Consider the following 25,984-nt stretch of genomic DNA (forward strand, 5'->3'; position numbering starts at 1 on the left):
AGGCCTCTGGCCTCTGGCCTCTGGCCTCTGGCCTCTGGCCTCTGGCCTCTGGCCTCTGGCCCCAGCAACCAACCCTCGTAACCTTCCTGCCGCCTACGACCCGAGAATCGTCGCCAGGAACTCCCCGGTCCACCCCAGCAACTCGCGCCCCACCAACGGCTTTCCGCCCACCTTGGCCGTCTTCGGGCGCGGTACCAGGAGCTGGTGCGCGGTCGGCTTGATGACCGTTCCCGGGTAAAGCCGCTTCAGGCGCAGCTCCTGGGACTCCCTCAACTCCACCGGTGCGAAGCGGATGTTGTTGCCCTGGAGGACGACCTCGCCGACTCCGCAGGCGCGGGCGAGCATGCGGAGGCCCGCGACGAGCAGCAGGTTCTCCACCGGCTCCGGCAACTTGCCGTAGCGGTCGACGAGTTCCTCGCGTACGGCCTTGACGTCCTCCTCCGTGTTGGCGGAGGCGATGGAGCGGTAGGCCTGGAGGCGGAGGCGCTCGCCCGGCGCGTAGTCGTGCGGGACGTGTGCGTCGACCGGGAGCTCGATCTTGACCTCCAGGGGCGGCGCTTCCTCGACGGTGCCGTCAAGGGAGGCCCGGTAGTCGGCGACCGCCTCGCCGACCATGCGTACGTAGAGGTCGAAGCCGACGCCCGCGATGTGGCCGGACTGTTCGCCGCCGAGCAGGTTGCCCGCGCCGCGGATCTCCAGGTCCTTCATGGCGACGTACATGCCCGCGCCCATCTCGGTGTGCTGGGCGATGGTCGCGAGGCGCTCGTGCGCGGTCTCGGTCAGGGGCTTCTCCGGCGGGTAGAGGAAGTAGGCGTAGCCGCGCTCACGGCCTCGGCCGACTCGTCCCCGGAGCTGGTGGAGTTGGGAGAGGCCGAAGTTGTCGCCGCGCTCCACGATCAGGGTGTTGGCGTTGGAGATGTCGATGCCCGATTCGACGATCGTCGTCGAGACGAGCACGTCGAACTTGTTCTCCCAGAAGTCGACGACCACCTGTTCCAGGGACTGCTCGGACATCTGGCCGTGGGCGGTCGCGATACGCGCCTCCGGGACGATCTCCCGCAACCTGGCCGCCGCCCGGTCGATGGACTCGACCCGGTTGTGGATGTAGAAGACCTGGCCCTCGCGCAGCAGTTCACGGCGGATCGCGGCGCCGATCTGCTTCTCCTCGTAGGGGCCGACGAAGGTCAGCACCGGGTGGCGCTCCTCCGGCGGGGTGGTGATCGTCGACATCTCACGGATGCCCGTCACGGCCATCTCCAGAGTTCGCGGAATCGGGGTCGCCGACATCGTCAGTACGTCCACGTTCGCGCGCAGCTTCTTCAGCTGCTCCTTGTGCTCGACGCCGAACCGCTGTTCCTCGTCGACGATGACCAGGCCGAGGTCCTTGAACTTGGTCTCCGCGGAGAAGAGCCGGTGGGTGCCGATGACCAGGTCGACCGAGCCCTCACGCAGGCCCTCCAGGACCGCCTTCGCCTCCGTGTCCGTCTGGAAGCGGGACAACGCCTTCACGTTCACGGGGAATTGGGAGTAGCGCTCGGAGAAGGTCCCGAAGTGCTGCTGCACCAGCAGGGTGGTGGGGACGAGCACCGCGACCTGCTTGCCGTCCTGTACGGCCTTGAAGGCGGCGCGGACCGCGATCTCCGTCTTGCCGTAGCCGACGTCGCCGCAGACCAGGCGGTCCATCGGGACCGTCTTCTCCATGTCGTCCTTGACCTCGGCGATGGTGGTGAGCTGGTCGGGGGTCTCCGCGTACGGGAAGGCGTCCTCCAGCTCGCGCTGCCAGGGGGTGTCGGGGCCGAAGGCGTGCCCGGGCGCCGCCATCCGCGCCGAGTACAGCTTGATGAGGTCCGCGGCGATCTCCTTGACCGCCTTCTTCGCCCGCGCCTTGGTCTTCGTCCAGTCCGCGCCGCCGAGCCGGTGCAGGGTCGGGGCCTCGCCGCCGACGTACTTGGTGATCTGTTCGAGCTGGTCGGTGGGGATGTAGAGGCGGTCGCCGGGCTGGCCGCGCTTGGCGGGGGCGTACTCGACGACCAGGTACTCGCGGGTCGCGGCCTGGACGGTGCGCTGCACCATCTCGATGTAGCGGCCCACGCCGTGCTGCTCGTGGACGATGTAGTCGCCCATTTCCAGCGTCAGCGGGTCGATGGTCTTGCGGCGGCGGGCCGGCATCCGCGCGCCGTCCTTGCCGGCCGCCTTCGCGCCGGAGAGGTCGGTCTCCGTCAGGACGGCGAGCTTGAGGACCGGGTCGGTGAAGCCGTAGTCGATCGAACCGCAGGAGACATGGACGACCGAGGGGCTGATGTCCGCCACGTCCGTGTCCAGGCGGGCCGCGATGCCTTCGCCGCCCAGGACCTCGACGGTGCGCGCGGCCGGGCCGTGCGCCTCGGTGACGTACACCGTGCGCCAGCCGTCGGCCAGCCAGCCCTTGGTGTCGGCCAGCGCCCTCGCCGTGTCACCGCGGTAGGTCTCGGGGGCGTGCATGCCGAGCTTCAGGGTGTCCGCGTCCAGCTCGTCGTCGGCGGCGAAGGGCGACACCGACCACCACATCATGTCCAGCTCGCGCGCCCGGTCCCGTACGTCCGCGATGGACCACAAGGACGCCGCGTCGACGTCGATAGGTGCCTCGCCGCCGCCCGCGGTCGCCGCCCAGGACGCCTGGAGGAACTCCTGCGAGGTCGCCACCAGGTCCGAAGCCCGCGTCCGCACCCGCTCCGGGTCGCACACGACGGCCATCGAGCCCTCGGGCAGTACGTCGATCAGCAACTCCATCTCGTCCACCAGGACCGGAGCAAGCGATTCCATGCCCTCTACGGCGATACCCTCGGCGATCTTGCCGAGCAGCTCGCCCAGCTCCGGGTGCTCCTCCGCAAGCCGGGCCGCCCGCGCCCGTACGTCGTCCGTGAGCAGCAGTTCACGGCAGGGCGCGGCCCACAATCCGTGCGCGGCCACCTCCAGCGAGCGCTGGTCGGCGACCTTGAAGTAGCGGATCTCCTCGACGTCGTCGCCCCAGAACTCCACCCGCAGGGGGTGCTCCTCGGTGGGCGGGAAGACGTCGAGGATGCCGCCGCGGACCGCGAACTCGCCGCGCCTCTCGACCAGCTCGACCCGGGAGTACGCGGCTGCCGCGAGCGCTTCGACGATGTCGCCCAGGTCGGCGCTCTGGCCCGTGCGCAGGGCGACCGGCTCCAGGTCGCCGAGGCCCCTGACCTGCGGCTGAAGCACGGAGCGGATCGGCGCGACGACGACCGAGACCGGGCCGGTCTCCGGGTCGTCGGGGCGCGGGTGCGCCAGCCGGCGCAGTACCGCCAGGCGGCGGCCCACCGTGTCCGACCTCGGCGACAGCCGCTCGTGCGGGAGCGTCTCCCAGGACGGGTACTCCACGATCCCCTCCGGCGGAAGGAGGGAGCGCAGCGCGGCGGCCAGGTCCTCGGCCTCGCGGCCCGTCGCCGTCACCGCCAGTACGGTACGGCCAGCCTCCCGGGCCAGTGCCGCCACCGCGAAGGGGCGGGCCGCGGGCGGGCCGACCAGGTCGATGTGCATCCGGTTGCCGTCGCCCGCGGCCTTCACCGCTTCCGTGAGAGCGGCGTCCTTGACGACGGCGTCGAGCAGACCGTGCAGGCTCATGAAGGGCTTCCATCCCGGGGAGTGGGCAACGCGAACGACCCGACACGTGTTCCGGGCCGGGGGCCTCCAGCGTACGTCGGCGCTGCGCTCGCTGTGGGGTCGTGGGTACCCGGGGCGGGTGTGGGCGTCTCTGGGGGCTGCCGCCCCCAGACCCCCGCTGTCGCGCTGAAAGCGCTCGTCCTCGAACGCCGGACGGGCTGAAAGATCTCCCCCGGCCGGAGCTGAAAGATTTCAGCGCCCGCCGGGGAAATCTTCAGCCCCTCCGGCGTTTGAGGAGCGGGGGTCCAGGGGGCAGCGGCCCCTGGCGGGGTCTGGGGCGGAGCCCCAGGAACAAGGGACGGGTAGGGGCGGAGGGGGCGAAAAACTACCCCCAGCCGACGCACACGGCTCGGGCCCGGTGGCCGAAGGACACTCCCTCCGGCCACCGGGCCCGCTCCCCCGCGACCCCCGTACGCGGTGGCTATTCGGTTACTCAGTTACTCAGCGACTCAGTAACTCGATTACTCGATTACTCGGTGGCGATCGCGTTCAGGACGTTCATCCGGCCCGCCCGGAACGCCGGGATCAGGGCGGCGAAGAGGCCGACGAACGCGGAGCCGACGAAGACGGCGATGATGGTCGGCCAGGGGATCTCAAGGATCTTCAGGCCTTCCAGGGCCAGCAGCTTCTGGGCGGTCGCGCCCCAGCCCATGCCCAGCCCGAGCCCGAGGAGGGCGCCGAAGAGGGCGATGACGACCGACTCCAGGCGGATCATCCGGCGCAGCTGGCGGCGGGAGAGGCCGATGGCCCTCATGAGGCCGATCTCACGGGTCCGCTCCACCACCGACAGGGCCAGGGTGTTCACGACACCCAGGATCGCGACGATGATCGCCAGGGCCAGCAGCCCGTAGATGATGTTGAGGAGCTGGCTGATCTGGTCCTTCATCGCCTGCTTGTAGTCGGTCTGGTCACTGACCGTGTACTGCGGATAGTCGTGCAGCGCAGCGCTCAGCGACTTGTAGGCGGCCGCCTCCTGGCCGTCCTTCGCCGAGGCGAAGACCAGCTGGTCGAGGGGCATCCTGTCGGCCGGGACGTACTTGGCGAGAGTGTCGATCGACGTGTACATCGCACCCGTGTCGAGGACGACGTCGCTGCTGGTGATCGCGCGGACCGTCAACTGGGCCTCGGAGCCGTCCTTGAAGTCGACGCCGATCTTGGACCCGAGGGTGATGCCGTGGTCCTTGGCGAAGTTCTCGTGGACGGACATCGAGCCCGGCTTGTACGCGTCCTCGAGCTTGCCGGCGACGGTCTTGGTGGCCAGGTCCTGTGCGTACGTCGGATCGGCCGCCGTGATCGCGGTGTCCTTGACGGTCTTGCCGTCGGGGGTGCTGAAGTCGGCCTCGGTCCACTTGTACTCGGTGACGCTCTCCAGTCCCTCGGCCGCCTTCACGGCCCGCACCGCCTGCGGGGTGATCAGCTGGCCGCTGTCGGACTCGATGATGAAGTCCGTGCCGACGGTCTTGTCGAACTGGTCGGTGGCGGAGGCCACCATCGAGGAGCTGACCACGGAGAGGCAGGCGACCAGCGCGAGGCCGATCATCAGGGCCGCGCCGGTGGCACCGGTGCGGCGCGGGTTGCGCAGCGCGTTGCGCTCGGCCATCCGCCCGACCGGACCGAAGGCACGCAGCACCACCACGCTGAGCACCCGAACCACCAGTCCCGCGAGCAGCGGGCCGATGATGACGAACCCGATGAGGGTCAGCACCACACCGGCACCGAGGACGAGCGAACCCTCGCTCGCCTTGTCGGCCGTCGCCGCCGCGTAGAGCGAGGCGACTCCCGCACCGGTGAGGACCAGGCCGATCAGACCGCGCACAAGACCCGCCTTGCCGTCGGCCGGCGTACCGGCGTCGCGCAGCGCGGCCATCGGCGAGACCTTGCCGGCGCGCCGGGCGGGCACGTACGCCGCGAACACCGTGACCAGCACGCCGAGCAGCAGCCCGACCACCGGGGTCGTCCACGCGATGGTCAGGTCGGACGTCGACAGCTCCATGCCCATGGAGCTCATGAGCTCCATCAGTCCGACGGCGATGCCGACACCCGCGCCGACCCCGAGCACCGAGCCGAAGAAGCCGAGCAGCAGCGACTCGACGAGCACCGACAGGTTGACCTGCCTGCGGGAGGAGCCGATGGCGCGCATCAGGCCGATCTCGCGGGTGCGCTGGGCGACCAGCATCGAGAAGGTGTTGATGATCAGGAAGATGCCGACGAGGAAGGCGATCCCGGCGAAGCCGAGCATCGCGTACTTCATCACGCTCATGAAGCTCTCGACGTCCTTGGAGTTCGCGTCCGAGAGCTCCTTGGCGGTCTGCACCTGGTAGCCGGCACCGAGTTCCGCCACGACGTTCTGCTTGAGCTGCGCGTCGGTGACACCGGAGGCCGCGGTGACGTTGACGTTCGTGTAGACGCCGGACTGTCCGACCAGGGTCTGCTGGGCGGTCTTGGTGTCCAGGTAGAAGATCGCGGCACCGGGGTTGGTGACGGTGAAGTCGGCGATCCCGGAGATCTTCGCGAGGTGGGTGCCGACCGCGCTGATGACACCGATCTCGTCACCCAGCTTCAGGTGGTGCTTGTCGGCGGTGTCGGCGTCGACCATGACCTGGTCCGCGGTCTTGGGCGCCGCACCGGAGGTGATCTTCATGGTGCGGGCGTCGTTGCTGTTCCAGCTGCCGACGATGGTCGGCGCGCCGCTGGAGGGCGACAGGCTGTCCTTGTCGGCGTCGACGACGGTCACCGAGGTCGAGAAGACGGTGCCCTCGGCCGACTTCACACCGTCGGCCTTCTTCACCTCGCCGAGCACGGAGGCGGGTATGACCGGCGGCCTGCCGTTGTCGGACTGGGTCTCCCCGGTGTCCGAGGCGTCCTTGGCGCTGACCGTCACATCGGAGGCGGTGGCCGCGAACAGCTTGTCGAACGTCGTGTTCATCGTGTCGGTGAAGACGAGCGTGCCGCAGACGAACGCCACCGACAGCATGACCGCCACCGCCGACAGAGCCATCCGCCCCTTGTGCGCGAAGAAGTTGCGCCTGGAGGTCTTCATGACAGTCATGACGTACGCCCCCGGGCGTCGAAGTCCTTCATGCGGTCCAGGACCTGGTCGGCCGTCGGCTGGTGCATCTCGTCGACGATCCGGCCGTCCGCCAGATACAGCACACGGTCCGAGTACGAGGCCGCCACCGGGTCGTGCGTGACGATCACGATGGTCTGGCCGAGCTCGTCCACGGAGCGCCGCAGGAAGCCCAGCACCTCGGCTCCCGCACGGGAGTCCAGGTTTCCGGTCGGCTCGTCACCGAAGATGATCTCGGGCCGGGCGGCCAACGCCCTTGCCACGGCGACGCGTTGCTGCTGACCGCCGGAGAGCTGGGTCGGCCGGTGCTTGAGTCGGTCGGCGAGCCCGACGGTCTCGACGACCTGGGCCAGCCAGCCCTTGTCGGGCTTGCGGCCGGCGATGTCCATCGGCAGCGTGATGTTCTCGATGGCGTTCAGCGTCGGCAGCAGGTTGTACGCCTGGAAGATGAAGCCGATCCGGTCCCGGCGCAGCTGCGTGAGCTTCTTGTCCTTGAGCCCGGTGATCTGGGTCTCGTCGAGGTAGATCTGTCCGCTCGACACGGTGTCGAGCCCGGCGAGGCAGTGCATCAGCGTGGACTTGCCGGACCCCGAGGGGCCCATGATCGCGGTGAACTGGCCCCGCGCGATGTCCACATCGACGTGGTCAAGGGCGACGACGCGGGTCTCACCGGACCCGTACGCCTTGACGACCTGCCGCGCTCGCGCGGCAACGGCCGTACGCCCTCCAGTGCCCCCGTGCCTGGGAATGGTTACAGCCGAAGTCACGGTATGTCTCCTAAGTCGGTCAGCGGAAAAGCCACTGAGGTGGTGCGTGGATGATTCGCGTGAACTGCTTGCGTGGATGATGCGCGTGCACTGCTTGCGTGATGATTCGCGTGCACTGCTTGCGTGATTCGCGTGAACTGCTTGCGTAGATGAGTCTGCTGTCCGGAGGGTGTCCTCCGCGCTGGTGCCCGGACCCGTCTTCTGCTGGGGAAAACCCCACCCCCCAAGGTGCGGTCCGCCGCCCTCAACGGTGCTGGCGCACTGCTCTCAGCGGCATAAAGCCAGGTTAAGGAAGCACCCCGCCCCGTCTCGTCCTCCGCCGGTACGACCTCCCCCCGAGCCCTGGTAAGGAGGGACCCCTAGGGGCAGTCCACCCCCCGGTGGAGTACGCCTCAGGGTCATCTCCACCCTCGACCCCGGCCCAGCGTCCACCCTGCCGCGACGTGAGGGTCAAGTGGCAGAGTGTCCCCGGCAGATAGATGCAGGGGGAAGGAATCCAGTGGGCCGTACCCGACCTGCGATACGCGACGCCGCCCAGCACCCCGGTGCCGGCGGCGGCACCGGCAGACGCGGCCCCGTCGTCGCCGCCCTGATGCTCTCCATGGCGCTGGCCGCGCTCGACGCCACCATCGTGTCGACGGCCGTCCCGCAGATCGTCGGCGACCTGGGCGGTTTCTCGGTCTTCTCCTGGCTCTTCTCGGGTTACCTGCTGGCCGTCACCGTCACACTCCCCGTCTACGGCAAGCTCTCCGACACCTTCGGCCGCAAGCCGGTGCTGGTCGCCGGCTCCGTCCTCTTCCTCGTCGGCTCGCTGCTCTGCGCCACCGCCTGGAACATGGCCGCGCTCATCGCCTTCCGCATCATCCAGGGCCTGGGCGGCGGCGCCCTCCAGGGCACGGTGCAGACCCTCGCCGCCGACCTCTACCCGCTCAAGGAGCGCCCCAAGATCCAGGCCAAGCTGTCCACGGTGTGGGCGACTTCGGCGATCGCGGGCCCCGCGCTCGGCGGTGTCCTCGCGGCGTACGCCGACTGGCGGTGGATCTTCCTCATCAACCTGCCGATCGGCGCACTCGCCCTGTGGCTGATCGTCCGCCACCTGTACGAGCCCCGGCGCGAGCCGGCCGCCAGGCCCCGCATCGACTGGGCCGGCGCACTCGGCGTCTTCGCCTGCGGGGGCGTCCTGCTGACCGCGCTGGTGCAGGGCGGCGTCGCCTGGGACTGGCTGTCAGCGCCGTCAATCGCCCTGTTCGGTACGGGACTTGTGCTGGTCGCGGTCGTCGTGGCCGTCGAGCGGCGGGCCGCCGAGCCGATCATCCCCGGCTGGGTGTGGCGGCGGCGCACCATCGCCGCGGTGAACCTGGCGTGCGGCGCGCTGGGGCTGCTCATGGTCGCCCCGACGGTCTTCCTTCCCACCTACGCGCAGGCGGTTCTGGGCCTGGGCCCGATCGCCGCCGGATTCGTGCTCTCCGTATGGACGTTGAGCTGGCCCCTGTCAGCGGCGCTCAGTCAGCACGTCTACCGCCGCATCGGCTTCCGCAACACCGCGATGATCGGCATCGGCTCGGCGACCGTCATCCTGCTGGCCTTCCCCTTCCTCCCCTACCCGGGCGAGCCGTGGCAGCCGGCTCTCCTCATGCTTCTGCTCGGCGGCGCACTCGGCCTCTTCCAACTCCCCCTGCTCATCGGCGTCCAGTCGACCGTCGGCTGGGCCGAACGCGGCACCACCACCGCCTCCGTCCTCTTCTGCCGCCAGACCGGGCAGACTTTGGGCGCCGCGCTGTTCGGCGCCATCGCCAACGGGGTGCTCGCCACGCGGCTCGGCGGGGCGGGCGACCTGGACTCGGTGACCCGCGCCCTGGATTCGGGCGCCCCCGGCGCACAGGTGCGCCACGCGGTCGCCGAAGCGGTGCACGCCGTCTACTTCGGCGCGGCGGTGGCCGCCGGACTCGCCTTCCTGGTCCTGCTGTTCGTGGCACCGAGCCGCTTCCCGGTCCTGACGAACGACGAGGGAACGCAGGACCCCGAGGGTGCGGAGGACGCGGAGGACACCGAGGGCGCGGAGGTCACAGATCCGTCGCCTGCTCCACGTGGTGCACTTTGATGTACTTCTTCCCGAACTCCCTGTAGGCCGCCCTGCAGGCCTCCCTGAGGATGGGCCCGGGCTTCGCACGGTCGTCGACCCCCACAACGACGAAACCCCTCTCGATCCCTGTGCGCGGGCACATACCGACCACTCGGTTTGCCGAAAACCGCACATATCCCGGAAATCTGCGAGTAGCGTGCGTCGCCCGCACCCCCGGCTCCCTGCGGTCCGCACCGCACCCGAGCCACGCAAGGAGAAACGGGATGTCCGACCCGTACTCGTCCCCGCACCCGCCACCGGAGCCCCAACCACCCCACCAGTACCCGTACCAGCCACCGCGCACTCCCCAGCCCTCCCACAACTCCACGCCCTCCCACCTCACCTACCCCTGGCAGCCACCGCCCCCCGAACCCGCGAAGAGGCGTCTGCCGCGCCACCCCGCGCTGGGCCGGCACAGCGACATGCGCGTGCTGCGGACCGCGTACCGCAGACAGCGGCGCGTGGCGACGCTGACGGCACTCGGCTACTTCGTCCTCTTCCTCCTGCTGTCCGCGTACGCGCCCGGCCTGATGACCGGCAAGGTGTCCGGCGGACTGTCGACGGGCCTGCTGCTGGGCCTGCTCCAACTACCCGTGACCTGCCTGGCGATCGGGCTGTACGAGTACACGGCGCGCCGGAGTGTCGACCCGCTCGCGGACCGGATCCGCAGACAGACCGAGCTGGACGCCAGGCGGGAGGCCGCACGATGACCGGATTCAGCAGTTCGGCGCAGACGATGTCGCTGGTGGCGTTCACGACGGTGGCGACGATCACGCTGCTCCTGTGCGTGCTGACCGGGCCGGACCGCGACGACCTGGACGAGTTCTACACGGGGTACCGGTCACTGTCGCCGATGCGCAACGGCCTTGCCATCGCCGGGGATTACATCTCGGCGGCGACGGTACTGAGCGCGACCGGCGTCATCGCGCTGGCCGGCTACGACGGTGTCGTCCTGGCGTTGAGCGTCTGCCTCTCCCTCGTGCTGCTGATGTTCCTGCTGGCCGAACCACTGCGCAACGCGGGCCGGTTCACCATGGGGGACGCGCTCGCCCGCCGGATGCCGGGGCGCGCGGTGCGCATCACCGCGTGCGTCACGACGATCATCGCGCTGCTGCCGCTGATGCTGGTCCAACTGGCGGGTTCCGGCGACCTGTTGGCCTTCATCCTCGGATTCTCCGGCGACTCGCTCAAAACGGGCTGCGTCATCGGACTGGGCATGCTGATGATCAGCTACGCGGCCGTCGGCGGCATGAAGGGCACCGCGCTCATCCAGATCCTGAAGATCGTGATGCTGCTCGGCTCGGGTGTCGTCGTCGCCGTACTCATCCTGAACCGGTTCGACTGGAATCCGGGCGCGCTGCTGGACTCGGCGGCGCAGGGCAGCGGCGTGGGACCGGCGTTCCTGCAGTCGGGGATGCAGTTCTCGCAGGGGGCCAACCCCCGCCTGGACATGATCAGTTCGGAGCTGACCGTGGTGCTCGGCGGCGCGTGTCTGCCGCACGTCACCATGCGCATGTACACGGCGAGGAGCGCCCCGCAGATACGCCGCTCGATGTCCTGGGCGGTGCCGTGCGTGGCGCTGTTCGTCCTCGTCATGACGGTCATCGGCTTCGGCGCCACGGCCCTGATCGGCCGCGCGACGATCGCCGGCGCCGACCCGCAGGGCAACACGGCGTATCTCCTGGGATCGCAGGCGGCGTTCGGCCCGGACATCTCGACGGCCGAGACCCTGCTCTTCACCACCGTCACCACGGCGATCTTCCTGACCCTGCTCGCCTCGGTCGCCGGAATGATCCTGGCCTGCGCCAACTCCCTGGCCCACGACCTGTTCGCGCACGCGCGGCTCTTCCGAGGCAACCGCCGCCACTCCGACGAGCTCTCACCGCGCCGCGAGATGCTCCTGGCCCGGGTGTCCGCGCTGGCGGTCGGCGCCTTCGCCGTCCTCCTCGCCACCTTCGTCCAGCACCGCAGCCTGCAGCCCTTGATCACCCTCTCCTTCTGCCTGGGCGCCTCCGCCCTCGCACCCGCCCTGATCTACACCCTCTTCTGGCGCCGCTACACCCGGACCGGCCTCCTCGCCACCCTCATCGGCGGCACCCTCACCGTCCTCCTCCTCATCCCCGGCACCAACCTCGTCTCCGGCACCCCCACCTCCGCCTTCCCCGACGCCGACTTCAACTGGTTCCCGTTCACCACGACCGGCCTCGTGTCGATCCCGCTGGGATTCGCCTGTGGGTGGCTGGGCACGGTGGCCTCGGGGAGGAGAAAGGCGAAGGAGCAGAGGGGGCAGTACGACGCGGTGGAGGGGTGGATTCTGGCGGGGGCGGTGAGGAGGGAGAACAGTTGAGAGCCCAACTCTCCAACAGACCGAGACGGGCGGGTGGGCGGGCAACGCGCCGCGGAGCGGCGGAGATGGGGCCCGCGGAGCGGGCAGGGTGACGGCCCCTTTCGGGCGGACCGAGTCGGGCAGGTGGGCGGGCGGGAAACCCGCAGCGGAGCGGCGAAGCAGACCGCGCCCCGCGGACGGACCCGAGCAGCCGACCCCGCCGCGGAGCGGCGGAGAACCCCCGCCAAAGCAAGGCGCAGCTACTCCGCCGTGGCCCGCCCCGTCAACGCGGCAAGACTCGTCCGTACGTGGTCCATGTGAGCCCGTACGTCATCCCACTGCTCCCCGTGCTCCAACAGCACCCGCTCGGTCTCCCGAGCGATCCGCTCCTCCCGCACCCGCGCCTGCGCCAGCACCTCGGCGGCCCGCGCCGCCGCGTCCTCCTGTCCGTGCCGCGCCGACTCCTCGGCCTCGGCGAAGGCCCGCTTGGCCTCGGACAACGCCGCCTCGGCGCGCTCGACCCGCTCCACGTGGTGCGCGTCGAGCGCGGCCTCCCGGTCGGCGGCGGCCCGCTCGGCCTCCTCCCAGCGTTCGGCGTGCTCCTTCTCCTGCTCGGCGAGCAGCCCCTCCGTCCGCTGCCGCACCTCCCGGAGCGCGGCCAGCGCCTCACCGCGGTTCTCCTTGATGTCGCGCCGGGCGGAGATCCGCATCTCGTCGGCCTCGGCTCGGGCGGTGAGGAGCCGTTGCCGGGCGCGTTCCTCGGCCTCACCGCGCACCTCGTCGGCGTACGCCGCCGCAGCGTCCCGCGCCTGCCGCCCCGCCGCCTCGGCCTCGTCGACGATCCGCTGAGCGTCCCGGCGCGCGGTGTCCCGTACGGCCGCGGCCTCCTCCTCACCCAGCTCGAAGATCCGCCTGGCGCCCTCCCCGAGCGTCTCGTACGTCTGCGGGACGAGCCGCGCCACGACCTCCCGCAGCCGCTCCGCCTCCGCGTCCATCTCCTTGGCCAGTACGGTCAGCCGGGCCGCCCGTTCCCACGCGGCGTCCCGGTCCTGGGAGAGCCCCGCGGCGTACGCGTCGACCTGCTCGGGACGGTAACCGCGCCCCCGTACGGCCATGAAGCCGTGCGGCGACTGCGATGCGCTGCTCATCCTTGAACCCCTCTCCACCGGACACACACGAAATGACGAACGACTTATGACGAACGATTTCGCGCACATCTTGATGGATCACACGGAAGTGTTCATAACGCGACACTCCGCCCATCCATCCGGTCAAGGGTGCGTCATTTGAGGTCAGAAGCCGGAATCGGGGTGTCGTCGCGGAGTGCGGAGAAGAGCTGTTCGGCCTTCGCGGAGTCCCACTCGACGACATCACCGACCCCGTCGACGGAGGTCTCCTCCCCCACCGGGACGGTCGTCGTGGCCCCTTCTCCGTCCGCGAGGTCCTTCATCCGCAGCCCCATCTGCGCCAGATCCCGCACCCCGGTGCCGTCGTCCACGGTGAGCGCGTCGAACGAAGCCCCCAGCCAGGGAATCAACCGCCACGGCGGCACCACCACGGCCGGGCTCAACGCCTTGTCCGCCACCGCGCTCACCAACTGCCGCTGCCGCTTGACCCGTCCCAGGTCACCCAGCGGATCGGAGTACCGCGCACGGACGTACGCCAGTGCCTGCGTCCCGTTCATCCGCTGGCACCCGGCATCGAAGTCGGCCCCCGACTTCGTGTCGTGCAGCCCGCCTTTCGCCACGCAGATCGTGACCCCGTCGAGCGAGTCGACCACGTCGACAAAGCCGAGGAAGTTCACCTCGGCGTAGTGGTCGAGGTTCAGCCCGGTGGCCTGTTCGACGGTGCGGGTGAGTAGTTTGGCGCCGCCGAGCGCGTACGCCGCGTTGATCTTGTTCTTCCCGTGCCCCGGGATGTCGACGTACGAGTCCCTGGGGAGCGACACCAGATACGGTCCGCTCTTCCCGTAGTGCAGCAGCATGATCGTGTCGGTGTTTTGCACGTCGTCATTGCCGACGTGCAGTTCCTTGCGCTGTTCGGGGGTCAGCTCGGAACGGCTGTCGGACCCGATCAGCAGCCAGTCCGCACCGGGGTCCGCACTCGGCCGGTCCGCGTACGCGTCGAACGCGTCGGTGTGCCGCAGCCGCGAATCCCCCCAGAAGTACAGGCCGATGACGTACGCGACGCCGATCAGCACAAAGGTCAGCAGGGTCAGCGCCAGCCGCTTGGGCCACCGCCTTCGCCTGTTCTCTCGCCGACGCTCCGGCTGTTCGGGCCACGTACTCATGACCGCATGATCGAGGCGCCCGACCCGTCGCGCAGGTCGAGCGCCTCATTCGTACGTACCTCAGCGGGCCTGCAGACCTAAAGCAGCCCGTCCCACATCTGTTCCAGCAGCACCGACCACCAGCTCTCCGGCGACCCGAGGGCAGCCGGGTCGAGGGAGGCGAGCTGCGCCTGGAAGTCGACGGTCCAGCGGCCCGCCTGCTCCTGGTTCAGCCCGAAGCGCAGCCGCCACATCCGGCCGAGCAGGGCCAGGCAGCGCGCGAACTCGGGCAGCCCCGTGTTCACGAACTGCGGCGGCACCGGGGCGCCGCCCGGACCCGCCTCGACCGGCACGGCCACGATGTTCGCCGTACCGTACTGGACACAGATCGCCTTGCCGAAGTCACTGCCCATCACGAGGTACGAGCCCGCGTCCGAGGCCGGCTGCACCCCGCGCTCCATCGCCAGCTCCGCCAGCGTCGGCACCGGCCGGCCGGGCTGGGCCTGCGCCCAGAAGAACGGGCCCATGTCGACCGGCAGCCCGGCCACCACCAGCGTGTGCGCCACGACATTCGGCACACCCTGCCGCGACACCGCCACCTGGTCGAAGCGGAACACCCCCGGCCCGAACGCCGCGGCCAGCTCCTGCCCGATCGCCTCCGGCGGCAGCGGCGGCGCGGGCTGCACCGGCGGAATCGGCGCCCGCACCGGAGCGGGCCGCGCGGGCCCGTCCGCCACCTGGTGCAACTCCCCCTGGTGGGCGAGCAGTTGCCCCATTCCCTGCTGACGGCTCGCGTGATCCGTGCCGTACGGGGCGATGCTCGTGATCCGCGCCTGCGGCCAGGTCTCCCTGATCATCCGCGCGCAGTACGCGCCCGGCAGCTCACAGGACTCCAGCTCCGTGTGCAGCTCAAGCACCTGCTGCGGCGGCACGTTCATCGCCCGCAGCTCGTGCAGCATCTGCCACTCCGGATGCGGCGTACCCGGCGCCGAACGCCGGATCAGCTGCTGCTCGGAACCGTCCTGCGCGCGATACCGCAGTACGGCCTGGTACCCGGGCCCGACGGTCGGCTGCCCCGTCTGCGGATAGCCGTACGCCGGGCGCTGCTGACCGGAGTTCCCCGGCTGACCCGGGCTCCCCGGCAGACCGGGCTGACCCGGCAGAGGCTGACCGGGCAGCGGCTGGGGCGCGCCCGGGGGCATGCCGGGGGCGTGCGGGGGCGGCGGTGCGCCAGGTCCGCCGACCGGCGGACCCGAAAGCATGGTCGCGGCGTGATGAACAGCGCCGGGAGGCGTACCACCGGGAGGGTTCGGAGCCCCAGGAGCCCCAGGAGCACCGGGCACACCAGGCACTCCGGGCGGCTGAGGCGCGCCGGGTCCCCCCACAGGCGGACCCGACAACATCGTCGCCGCGTGATGGACACCACCCGGACCATTCGGTCCCCCGGGCGCCCCCGCAGGCCCTGAAGCTCCCGCAGGCCCTGAAGTCCCCGCAGGCCCCGCAGGCCCCGCAGATCCCTCGGGCCCGTTCGGACCGAGCTGCGACACAAGCTGCGTCGGCACGTACCCGCCCGCAGGCGCACCCGGCGTACCCGGCGCACCGGGCCCGGACGGCGGAGGCACACTCCCCGGCCGCGCGCCCGGCACTCCCGGCGCACTCGGCGGAGGCGGAGCGCTCGCCGCACCCCGGGCGCTCCTGGGAGGCTGCGCCTTGCTGGTCGCGGCATCGGCGATGTCACTGGCGTTGGGCCGCGAGGGCGCACCGGGCGGCGTACCAGGAGCACCCGGAACCGGCGGCGCACCGGGCGGCGGCGTCCCCGGAGCCCCACCCGACCCTTGCGGAAACCCGTACGCGGGCGCACCCGGCGGAGGAGGCGACCCCTGCGGCCCGCCCGGGACCGGCGACGCACCGGGCGGCGGCGTCCCCGGAGCCCCACCGGGCCCTTGCGGGAACCCGTACGCGGGCGCACCCGGCGGAGGGGTCCCCTGCGGCCCGCCCGGAGCTCCGCCCGGCCCCTGCGGATAGCCGTACGAGGGCGCGACCGGCGGAGTCGCGCTCCGGGGAGCGCCCGCCTGCGGCGAATGGGGGTCGTCGACCGCCGGACCCGTCGCCGTACGCGGAAGCTGACTGCCCCCGGACATCAGGGCGGTCTTGGCATGCGGCGGCGGGGTTCCGGCGTCGTCGGCGTCGGTGAGCGGCGGCGCGAACACGGTCGCCGGCAGCGGTACGGAACGGTCGTCGCCGGCATCCGCGTTGGTGTCGGTCCCGGCCCACGGGGTCACGTCGGCGGGCGCACCGGGCGCCCCCGCGTCCTGACGGCCACCGGCGGCGGGCCACGCCGGACCCCCACCGGGAACCGAGGGGGGCGCACCCGGCGCGAAGTGCGCCGGAGGCGCATCGGCCGGCGGCGCGTCAACAGGGGCCGGCGAGGACCCGTTCGGCACCCCACCCCCGACGGCCGCACTGTGCGCGGCCGCAGCCGCGCGAGACCCGGCCCCGTCGGAGGGCGAGCCCGAGGGCGCGCCCGGCGCCCCGGTCCGCCGATCCGGAATCCCCAGCTTGTCCGCGGCCTCCTGCAACCACTCAGGGGGACTGAGCAGGAAGGACGTCTGGTTCAGATCGACGCGGGCCTGGGGAACGGGCGCCGTCTCCGGAGCCGCGTCCTGCGCGCCGTACTGCTCCTCGTACCGGCGGATCACCTCACCCACCGGCAGCGAGGGCCACAACGTGGCCTCACCGCTGTCGCGGGCGATGACGAGCCGCTGCGCGCCCCCGTCGGAACGCGGACCGCCCACACGGTCCTCGGCCCACACCACGAACCCGAGTTCGAACTCCCGTACCCGCACCTCACGGTGCTGATACGCGACCACGTCCCCGTTGATCCACTCTTCCGCGCGCTCCTGCGCCTGCGCGAAGGTCACCATCGAACGCTCACTCCCCCACCGAAGTCGCGGACGCCACCGCATGGACGGGAACGGCCCGCGCGAAACCGCCGTCCACCATCAGGTTGGCCACCGTCTCCAGCTCCGGCGGATTACCCGCGAGCCGGGACAGGAACTGGTCGAAGTCGTCACCGCAGGGCAACAACAGCCGCTGCACCCGCTCCGCCGGCGGCCAGGCGTCCTGGTCGCGGACGTCGTCGTACGCGCAGAACCACACCGACCCGATCCCGTCGCCCTTCACCTTCACGGCGAGCAGACCGCCCTGCACGAATCCGACGCACAGGTAGTCCTTGGTCAGATGGTCGCGCAGGCACTTGTTGATGTAGACGAGGTCATTGAGGGCGGCCTCGTCGCGCACCGTGAAGAACGGCTGGTCCACCAGGAGGCCCAACTCGGCGTCCAGCGCGGCTCCCACCGGCGCACACCCCCCGGCCGCTTTCAGGAAGGACCGATAGGCACCCGGAAGCCGATAGCCGAGATCCTCCTCGACCCCCTGCACCTGCTGCTCGGTCACCGCGACCGACGACTTCGGCAGCCCGAAGTGCGCGGGCCACGTCTCCTGCAACGGCCGCGTCCCCCGCTTGTCATGGTCCACGAGCGCGGTCGACAGTCCCCCGTGGTGCCGCAGCAGCGCCTTCACGTCGACGGGCACGAGTTCCAGCCGCCGGGTGCCCGGCACGTGGTGCCAGGTCCAGCCGTGCGGGGTCGCCACCGCGGGGATCGTGTCCCACAGGTCGTGTCCGGAGGCGGCGAGCGCGGCGTTCGCGGAGACATAGTCCGTGAGCCGCAACTCGTCCACGCCGAACCCCTCGGGGGGCTCGGCGATCTCCGCGGCGGCACGCGCGTACGCCGAGAAGTCGGGATAGCCGTACTCGTCGACCCGCACACCCCTGGGGTGGCGGGCAGCCCGGACCGGGTCCGGGAAACGTACGACCTGCCCGGCGTAGGCCGCGTTCGGCGGCGCGGCTTGCTGCCCGAGCCGACCTGTCGTCATGGCGGTTGCCCCCTGCGGCGTCGTCAATAGCGGTATGGATCGCGGATGTCGACAGCCTATGCGGTTGTACGACCCCGGTCACCGGGCCTCCGGTTCCGTGACCTGCCGTCACCTCGCCGTGACGGTGCGACGAAGACCGGGCGTGTCGCGGAGCCCCAGCTTCCCCACTCGCCACGCCATTTGGCAGTCTGTCTCCGCACCGGGGGATGCACGGGAGGGAAACGATCATGAACGCGACGCATACAGGCACGTCCGGGGACCCGCGGGTCGGCTGGAGCAGCGACGAGACACCGCACGTCCCCACCCTTCTGCACCGCCGCGACGGCATACTCCCGACCGTCGCCGCCGCCCTCTCCGTACGCGGCGAGACCCTCACCGGGACGGCCGCGCGCGGCGACCAGCCACCTGCCCTCCACCCGCTGGTCCAGGACTTCCTCGACACCCTCACCAACGCGCAGCGCGACCGTTTCACCGGCCGCTGCGCGGAGGCGATCCTGATCTCCCGGCACATCGCCGCCGTCGACGCCGCCCGCAGCAAGCGCGCCGCACGCAAGCCACTGACCAACGGCGAGGCCCGCAAAGCCCTCAAGCAGGCCAAGCTCACCGCCCGCCGTATCCGCGAGGACGGCGACCCGCTGCACGGCAGCTTCGCCGCGCCCTGCCGCTCCTGCACGGCCCTCAGCGAGCACTTCGGCGTCCTCATCGTCGACCCGACGGCCCCCGGCGCCTGAACTCCCCGCACCCCGCGCACGTACCAATGGTGGTGACGCCCGTCCCCGTCCCCACGTGGGTCCTACGACCCCGCCTCCCCGTCACTCGACGAACTGAAGGGCAGATGCACGCCGACCGCACCTCCACCACACGCTTCCCCGTCCCCGTGGACGCCGCGCTGCGCTCCGCCGGGTGGCAGCCCGGGCGCTGGGACATAAAGCAGGCCGAGTACTGGGCCGACGCCCTGCGCGGGCATGAGTCGCCTGCCGGGCACCAGCACGCGGTGTTCCCCGCGGCGGTGGAGGCCTGGGCGGAGTTCGGCGGCCTCCACGTCACCTCGTCCGGGCCCGGCCGCCAGAACGCCCCCGCCGCCCTCCACTTCGACCCGCTCCACGGCCTCCACCTGGCCCGCACCCTCGGCGACCTCGGCCGCGCCCTCGACACCGAGGTCTGCCCCCTCGGCGAGGAGTCGGACAACCGCGCCCTCCTCGCCATCGACGCCGAGGGCCGCGTCTACACCCTCGACCACACCGGCGACTGGTACCTCGGCCCGGACATAGACACCGCCCTCAACACCCTCCTCTCAGGCACGGCCCCCACCCGCCTGACCACCGCGTAACCAGCAACCCCAAGCCAAGGACGTTTTTCGCCCCCTCCGCCCCTACCCGTCCCTTGTTCCTGGGGGCTGCCGCCCCCAGACCCCCGCTGTCGCGCTGAACGCGCTCGTCCTCAAACGCCGGACAGGCTGAAAACCTCCCACCCGGCCGGGCAGAAGAGCTGCCTCCAGGTGGGTGAGGGTTCGGGTGGCCCCCCGCCCTCAAGTGCCGACCGGACCGGGGATCTTTTCAGCCCCGCCGGACCAGAGCCGAAAAGCAATGCTGCTGCCCCCGCCACCCGCAGCCGACCCACGACGGAAGGGGGCGTGCCGGTACGTCCAAATGCCCGTCGCGTACGTTCGCGTCACCGGACCCGCCACACCACTGCCCGACGCCTGATCCGGCGGCGACGGGCGGGACGTACCGGCACGCCCCCGACCCACCCACCCGGACGCCACACGCACCGGCAAACGCACCGGCACCGGCAGGCACCCGCACCCGCACCCGCACCCGCCGGCAGGCACACGCACCCGCCCCGGCGGCCGGCAGGCACCCCGCGTCACCCACCACCCCCCGCCGGAATCACCGCAGACACCCGATACCCCCCGGCATCCGTAGGCCCGGACACAAAAACACCCCCCAGCGCACTGACCCGCTCCTTCATGCCCAGCAACCCGTTCCCCCCGCTGGGCAGATGCGCGGACGAAGCCGCCCCCGGCTCCGGCGGGCACTCGTTCTCCACCTGCATCGCGATCTCCGAGACCCGATGAGCCAACCGCACATGCGTCTTCGCACCGGCCGCGTGCTTGTGCACGTTGGTGAGGGCCTCCTGCACAACCCGGTACGCGGTCTGCTCGACCTCGCCGGCGTACCCGGACCCGGGCGAGTCCCCCTCGACCGACAGGTCGACCACCATCCCGGCCGCCGCCGACTGTCCGATCAGCTCATCGAGCTCCGCGAGCGAGGGCCCGTCCACCGCATCGTCGGCGACGCGCGACGCCGCAGCGGCCGCGGCCACAGCAACCGCGGCAAGCGGCATCGGATGGGACCGCGAGTCCAGCCCGTCCCCCGTACGCAGCACGCCCAGCATCTCCCGGAGCTCGGTCAGCGCCTGACGCCCCATGTCCCCGACGAGCGCCGCGTTCTTGACGGCCTTCTCGGGATCCTTCCGGGCGACGGCCTGAAGGGCGGCGGCATGCACGACCATCAGGCTCACCCGGTGCGCGACCACATCGTGCATCTCACGGGCGATCCGCGTCCGCTCCTCGTTACGCGCCCACTGCGCCCGCTCCTCCGCCCGCTCGGCGAGCAACTGCAGCTCCCGCTCCAGCGAGTCCGCCCGCTCCCGCAGGCTCTCCATCAGCCGCCGCCGCGCCCCGACGTACAGCCCGAGCAGCACGGGCGGAGCGGTCATCCCCAAGGCGGTCGTCAGCGAGATGAAGGGGACGAACCAGTCCCCCATCGTCACATCGCCGCGCACCATCCCCTGGTGCGCCCGCACGAACGTCACGATGAGCGTCCCGGCGAAGGACATCCCCGCCAGTGCCCCGATGATCCGCCGCGGCAGCTCGGACGCGGCCAGCGTGTACAGCCCGACGAGCCCCATCAGGAAGCCCATCTGGGCGGGCGTGATGGCGATCGACACCAGCACGACCGCGATGGGCCACTTCCGCCGCAGCAGCAGCGTCAGCCCGGCGAGCAGTCCGAACCCCACCCCGACCGGAACCGGCAGCCCCGCGTCATGGGCGAACGGGATCCCCTCGATGCCGCACTCGGCCGCCGACACCCCCGCGAGACCCGCGTCGAGCACGGCACTACGCCACCTGACCCACCACCACGGCCCGATACCGGCCGCGGTGTGCTCTTCCCCCGTCGTGGTCATACCTCCAGCCTACGGTCGCCCCCCGCCCCTTTTCCGGTGAGTTTCGCCTACTGGCCTACACCACCCCCCTCCACCGAACAGAAGCGAAACCCGCCGATATCCCTCGAACCACCGAATCGCTCACTGTTCGACGCCGGAAACGGAAGCAGAGAGGGACGGCCGATCTACCTCGTCGCGTTGAAGGCATCGGGTACGGCATAGTGTTGGGTGCCACTTCGGCGACCCGACCAGAATCTGGCCAAGAGCCCGGCCGAATGTCCGGTTTAGTCGAGTTCCATCCCCCGTGGTGTAATTGGCAGCACTGTGGCTTTTGGTGCCATCTGTCCGGGTTCGAGTCCTGGCGGGGGAGCAATGCTCGGTTCGGGCCCTGACAGCACAGTCAGGGCCCACTCCCATGTCCCCCCTGAAACACCCCGGTATCCTGCGGATGTCCACACCCCAGCCATCCGTAGCCGAAGGGCATACCCCGTGAGCGCCAATCGCCCGGCAGCCGTCGTCGTACTCGCAGCGGGTGAGGGCACCCGTATGAAGTCGGCCACACCCAAGGTTCTGCACGAACTGTGTGGCCGTTCCCTGGTGGGTCATGTGCTCGCGGCAGCGGGCGAGTTGGAGCCCGAGAAGCTGGTCGTAGTGGTCGGTCACGCCCGCGAGCAGGTCATCGCGCACCTGGGCGGGATCGACCCCGGCGTACGCACCGCCGTACAGGCGGAGCAGAACGGCACCGGGCACGCCGTGCGGATGGGCCTGGAGGAGCTGGGCGGCGTCGTCGACGGCACGGTGGTCGTCGTCTGCGGCGACACCCCGCTGCTCACCGGGGAGACGCTGCGGAACCTCGCCGCGACCCACAGCACGGACGGCAACGCGGTCACCGTGCTGACCGCCGAGGTCCCGGACGCGACGGGCTACGGCCGTATCGTCCGCGACGGCGTCAGCGGCGCGGTCACCGCGATCGTCGAGCACAAGGACGCCAACGCGTCCCAACTCGCCATCCGTGAGATCAACTCCGGTGTCTTCGCCTTCGACGGACAGCTCCTCGCGGACGCCCTCGGCAAGGTGCGTACGGACAACAGTCAGGGCGAGGAGTACCTGACCGACGTCCTCGGCATCCTGCGCGAGGCCGGGCACCGCGTCGGCGCCTCCATCGCGGGCGACCACCACGAGATCGCCGGGATCAACAACCGCGTCCAGCTCGCCGAGGCCCGCCGCATCCTCAACGACCGGCTGCTCACGCGGGCCATGCTCGCCGGGGTGAGCATCATCGACCCGGCCTCCACCTGGATCGACGTCGCCGTCACCTTCGAGCGGGACGCGATCGTGCACCCGGGCACCCAGCTCCAGGGGGCCACGCATCTCGCGGAGGGCGCCGAGGTCGGCCCCAACTCCCGCCTGAAGGACACCAAGGTGGGCGCGGGGGCGCGGGTCGACAACACCGTCGCCGACAACGCCGAGGTGGGCCCGCAGGCGAGCGTCGGCCCGTTCGCGTATCTCCGCCCCGGCACCCGCCTCGGCCTGAAGGCCAAGATCGGCACATACGTCGAGACGAAGAACGCGACGATCGGCGAGGGCACGAAGGTCCCGCACCTGTCGTACGTGGGCGACGCGACGATCGGTGAGTACACCAACATCGGTGCCGCCAGCGTCTTCGTGAACTACGACGGCGAGGCCAAGCACCACACCACCGTCGGCTCGCACTGCAAGACGGGTTCGGACAACATGTTTGTGGCGCCTGTCACCATCGGGGACGGCGCCTACACCGCGGCGGGCTCGGTCATCACCAAGGACGTACCGGCCGGTTCACTGGCCGTGGCCCGTGGCCAGCAACGGAATATCGAGGGTTGGGTGGCGCGCAAGCGTCCGGGAAGCGCCGCCGCGAAGGCCGCCGAGGCAGCCTCCCGTGAGCCCGAAGGCGAAGCCTGACCGGAAACCGGTGCGTCCGACACGGCGTACCGTGATAAACGCACATCCGCACACCCCCAGCTGAGAAGACCTCTCGTAGTAACCCGTAGTACCTCTCGCGGCAAGTTCGCACGCCGCTGACTCGTGCGAGTCGGCCGGATGCGGCGCGGCCGAGAGGTCCTCTCGCACCCAGCTGAGACACCTCTGAGGAGACAGTGCTGTGACCGGGATCAAGACGACCGGCGAGAAGAAGATGATGTTCTTCTCCGGCCGCGCCCACCCCGAGCTTGCCGAGGAGGTCGCCCACAAGCTGGGTGTCGGGGTAGTCCCGACGAAGGCCTTCGACTTCGCGAACGGCGAGATCTACATCCGCTACGAGGAGTCCGCGCGCGGCGCCGACTGCTTCCTGATGCAGAGCCACACGGCTCCCATCAACAAGTGGATCATGGAGCAGTTGATCATGATCGACGCTCTGAAGCGGGCCTCCGCACGGAGCATCACGGTGATCGTGCCGTTCTACGGTTACGCGCGGCAGGACAAGAAGCACCGCGGGCGTGAACCCATCTCGGCCCGTCTGATCGCCGACCTGATGAAGACGGCCGGCGCCCACCGCATCCTCACGGTCGACCTGCACACCGACCAGATCCAGGGCTTCTTCGACGGCCCGGTCGACCATCTCTTCGCGCTGCCGATCCTCGCGGACTACGTGGGCGCGAAGGTCGACCGCTCCAAGCTGACCGTCGTCTCCCCCGACGCCGGCCGGGTGCGCGTCGCCGACCGCTGGTGCGACCGTCTCGACGCCCCCCTCGCGATCGTGCACAAGCGCCGCGACAAGGACGTCGCCAACCAGGTCACCGTCCACGAGGTCGTCGGTGATGTGGAGGGCCGCGTCTGTGTCCTGGTCGACGACATGATCGACACCGGCGGCACGATCTGCGCCGCCGCCGACGCCCTGTTCGCGCACGGCGCCGAGGATGTCATCGTCACGGCCACGCACGGTGTGCTCTCCGGCCCGGCCGCCGACCGGCTGAAGAACTCCAAGGTCAGCGAGTTCATCTTCACGGACACTCTGCCGACCCCGGGCGAGCTCGAGCTCGACAAGATCACGGTGCTGTCGATCGCGCCGACGATCGCGAACGCGGTCCGCGAGGTCTTCGAGGACGGCTCGGTGACGAGCCTCTTCGAGGAGCAGTAGGACCAGCAGGAGCCGTAGGCCCCTGCAGACGTAGATCGATTTCTGATACGGCCTCCCCGCCCAGTAAGCTGTCACAGTTGCTCGGCGAGGGAGGCCGTACCGCTTTACGAGGCGGGTACGGCGGTCCGTTATCGACGCGCTCTTCGTAGCAGGCCGATGTTTTGGCCGGGTGACCCTTTTCCCCAACTGTTCTACGAGGAGTGACATGTCCGACGTCAAGCTCGCCGCCGAGACCCGCACCGAGTTCGGCAAGGGCGCCGCCCGCCGCATCCGCCGCGACAACAAGGTTCCGGCCGTTGTCTACGGTCACGGTGCTGAGCCCGTCCACGTCACGCTGCCGGGCCACGAGCTTCAGCTCGCCCTGCGTACCGCGAACGTCCTGCTCACCCTGGACATCGAGGGCAAGACCGAGCTGGCGATCCCGAAGGCCGTCCAGCGCGACGCGATCAAGGGCTCCCTCGTGCACGTCGACCTGCTCACCGTGAAGAGCGGCGAGAAGGTCACCGTCGAGGTCTACGTCCACACCGAGGGCGAGCTGGCCCCGGGTGCCTACCTGCTCGAGCACGTGCTGAGCACGCTGACGGTCGAGGCCGAGGCCACCCACATCCCCGAGTCGGTCACCGTCTCCATCGCGGGTCTTGAGGCCGGCGCGGCCATCCTCGCCAAGGACATCCCGCTTCCCGAGGGCACCACGCTGGTGATCGACGAGGACGCGGTCGTCCTCCAGGTCCTGGCCGCCCAGGCGGAAGAGGCCGCCGCGGACGAGGCCGAGACCACCGAGGCCTGATCCCTCACCGGGTCATAGTTTTTTGCCGGCCGCCGCTCCCCGGGGAGCGGCGGCCGACGTGTATCAAGGCCATGCGGGACACGGCGCGTATCAAGGACAGAGCGCCGCCCGTCAAGGACACATGGGAGACACGGACGTGACGACGACGACCGACGACGCAGCCGCCCCCTGGCTGATCGTGGGGCTCGGCAACCCAGGGCCCGAGTACGCCATGAACCGGCACAACGTGGGCTTCATGGTGGCCGATCTGCTGGCGGGGCGGATCGGCGGCAAGTTCAAGCGGGCCGGCAAGGCACAGGCGCAGGTGATCGAGGGGCGTATCGGTCCGCCGGGACCGGCCAACCGCCGGGTGATTCTGGCCAAGCCGATGTCGTACATGAATCTGTCCGGCGGTCCGGTGAACGCGCTGCGCGATTTCTACAAGGTGCCGCTCGCGCACGTCGTCGCGATCCACGACGAGCTGGACATCGACTACGGCGTCCTGCGTCTCAAGCTCGGTGGCGGGGACAACGGTCACAACGGGCTGAAGTCGATGACGAAGGCGATGGGTCCGGACTACCACCGGGTGCGGTTCGGTATCGGGCGCCCTCCGGGGCGTATGCAGGTCGCGGATTTCGTCCTGAAGGACTTCGGGTCGGCGGAGCGCAAGGAGCTCGACTACCTCGTGGACCGTGCGGCGGATTCCGTGGAGTGTCTGGTCATCGAGGGCCTGGAGCGGGCGCAGAGCTCCTACAACTCCTGAGGGAATTGCCCAGGGCGCCGAAAGG

Annotated in this window: 17 protein-coding genes and 1 tRNA gene; 10 read left to right on the forward strand and 8 right to left on the reverse strand. The window is 70.3% G+C overall.

The window, feature by feature from the left end; all coding sequences use genetic code 11:
* Window positions 1-93 precede the first annotated feature (93 nt).
* The 3 genes from mfd to ACFVKT_RS20020 form a co-directional block, all read right to left on the reverse strand.
* On the reverse strand, window positions 94-3,624 hold the full coding sequence (gene mfd, locus ACFVKT_RS20010) for a transcription-repair coupling factor (RefSeq protein ID WP_385733260.1): 3,531 nt from the start codon (window positions 3,622-3,624) through the stop codon (window positions 94-96).
* A gap of 508 nt (window positions 3,625-4,132) precedes the next feature.
* A complete protein-coding gene (locus ACFVKT_RS20015) occupies window positions 4,133-6,712 on the reverse strand; it encodes an ABC transporter permease (RefSeq protein WP_385733262.1) in 2,580 nt (859 codons plus the stop codon).
* Window positions 6,709-7,497, reverse strand: coding sequence for an ABC transporter ATP-binding protein (locus ACFVKT_RS20020; RefSeq protein WP_385733264.1), 789 nt, complete (start codon window positions 7,495-7,497; stop codon window positions 6,709-6,711). The genes ACFVKT_RS20015 and ACFVKT_RS20020 overlap by 4 nt, the downstream gene beginning before the upstream one ends.
* A 499-nt stretch (window positions 7,498-7,996) precedes the next feature.
* Between ACFVKT_RS20020 and ACFVKT_RS20025 the strand changes: the two genes are divergently transcribed.
* The 3 genes from ACFVKT_RS20025 (at window position 7,997) to ACFVKT_RS20035 (ending at window position 11,966) form a co-directional block, all read left to right on the forward strand.
* Window positions 7,997-9,598, forward strand: a complete 1,602-nt coding sequence (locus tag ACFVKT_RS20025) for an MFS transporter (protein ID WP_385733266.1) — start codon at window positions 7,997-7,999, stop codon at window positions 9,596-9,598.
* 245 nt (window positions 9,599-9,843) lie between these two features.
* On the forward strand, window positions 9,844-10,329 hold the full coding sequence (locus ACFVKT_RS20030) for a DUF485 domain-containing protein (protein ID WP_385733268.1): 486 nt from the start codon (window positions 9,844-9,846) through the stop codon (window positions 10,327-10,329).
* A complete protein-coding gene (locus tag ACFVKT_RS20035) occupies window positions 10,326-11,966 on the forward strand; it encodes a cation acetate symporter (RefSeq protein WP_385733270.1) in 1,641 nt (546 codons plus the stop codon). Before ACFVKT_RS20030 ends, ACFVKT_RS20035 begins: the two co-directional genes overlap by 4 nt.
* Window positions 11,967-12,205: 239 nt before the next feature.
* Here the strand turns inward: ACFVKT_RS20035 and ACFVKT_RS20040 are convergent, their stop codons facing one another.
* The 4 genes from ACFVKT_RS20040 to ACFVKT_RS20055 form a co-directional block, all read right to left on the reverse strand.
* Window positions 12,206-13,093 (reverse strand): cellulose-binding protein, encoded by an 888-nt coding sequence (locus tag ACFVKT_RS20040; protein WP_385733272.1) that lies wholly within the window; start codon window positions 13,091-13,093, stop codon window positions 12,206-12,208.
* A 134-nt stretch (window positions 13,094-13,227) separates the two neighbouring features.
* On the reverse strand, window positions 13,228-14,235 hold the full coding sequence (locus ACFVKT_RS20045; protein ID WP_385733274.1) for an LCP family protein: 1,008 nt from the start codon (window positions 14,233-14,235) through the stop codon (window positions 13,228-13,230).
* A 77-nt stretch (window positions 14,236-14,312) separates the two neighbouring features.
* Entirely contained in the window at window positions 14,313-17,138 is a 2,826-nt protein-coding gene (locus ACFVKT_RS20050) for an SUKH-4 family immunity protein (protein WP_385733276.1), read from the reverse strand.
* A gap of 7 nt (window positions 17,139-17,145) precedes the next feature.
* Window positions 17,146-18,150, reverse strand: a complete 1,005-nt coding sequence (locus ACFVKT_RS20055) for an SMI1/KNR4 family protein (RefSeq protein WP_385733278.1) — start codon at window positions 18,148-18,150, stop codon at window positions 17,146-17,148.
* A 227-nt stretch (window positions 18,151-18,377) separates the two neighbouring features.
* On the opposite strand from ACFVKT_RS20055, the gene ACFVKT_RS20060 reads away from it, so the two are divergent.
* Together ACFVKT_RS20060 and ACFVKT_RS20065 are read left to right on the forward strand one after the other, a co-directional pair.
* Window positions 18,378-18,881, forward strand: a complete 504-nt coding sequence (locus tag ACFVKT_RS20060) for a YwqJ-related putative deaminase (RefSeq protein WP_385733280.1) — start codon at window positions 18,378-18,380, stop codon at window positions 18,879-18,881.
* Between the two features lie 104 nt (window positions 18,882-18,985).
* Entirely contained in the window at window positions 18,986-19,480 is a 495-nt protein-coding gene (locus ACFVKT_RS20065; protein WP_385733282.1) for an SUKH-3 domain-containing protein, read from the forward strand.
* A gap of 536 nt (window positions 19,481-20,016) precedes the next feature.
* On the opposite strand, the gene ACFVKT_RS20070 is transcribed toward ACFVKT_RS20065, so the two are convergent.
* Complete coding sequence (locus ACFVKT_RS20070) at window positions 20,017-21,339, reverse strand: sensor histidine kinase (RefSeq protein ID WP_385733284.1); 1,323 nt, start codon at window positions 21,337-21,339, stop codon at window positions 20,017-20,019.
* 277 nt (window positions 21,340-21,616) lie between these two features.
* Here ACFVKT_RS20070 and ACFVKT_RS20075 point away from each other — a divergent pair.
* The 5 genes from ACFVKT_RS20075 to pth all read left to right on the forward strand — a co-directional run bounded on the left by ACFVKT_RS20075 (window position 21,617) and on the right by pth (window position 25,959).
* A tRNA-Gln gene (locus ACFVKT_RS20075) sits at window positions 21,617-21,688 on the forward strand.
* A gap of 119 nt (window positions 21,689-21,807) precedes the next feature.
* Entirely contained in the window at window positions 21,808-23,256 is a 1,449-nt protein-coding gene (gene glmU, locus ACFVKT_RS20080; RefSeq protein WP_385733286.1) for a bifunctional UDP-N-acetylglucosamine diphosphorylase/glucosamine-1-phosphate N-acetyltransferase GlmU, read from the forward strand.
* 199 nt (window positions 23,257-23,455) lie between these two features.
* Window positions 23,456-24,430 (forward strand): ribose-phosphate diphosphokinase, encoded by a 975-nt coding sequence (locus tag ACFVKT_RS20085; RefSeq protein WP_385733288.1) that lies wholly within the window; start codon window positions 23,456-23,458, stop codon window positions 24,428-24,430.
* A gap of 205 nt (window positions 24,431-24,635) precedes the next feature.
* Window positions 24,636-25,217, forward strand: a complete 582-nt coding sequence (locus tag ACFVKT_RS20090; protein WP_385733290.1) for a 50S ribosomal protein L25/general stress protein Ctc — start codon at window positions 24,636-24,638, stop codon at window positions 25,215-25,217.
* A 121-nt stretch (window positions 25,218-25,338) separates the two neighbouring features.
* Window positions 25,339-25,959: an aminoacyl-tRNA hydrolase gene (gene pth / locus ACFVKT_RS20095; protein WP_385733292.1), complete on the forward strand. Its 621-nt coding sequence runs from the start codon at window positions 25,339-25,341 to the stop codon at window positions 25,957-25,959.
* The last annotated feature ends 25 nt before the right edge of the window (window positions 25,960-25,984 follow it).

Origin of the sequence: Streptomyces sp. NPDC127595, from assembly GCF_042671685.1 — a bacterium.
Lineage (GTDB): Bacteria > Actinomycetota > Actinomycetes > Streptomycetales > Streptomycetaceae > Streptomyces.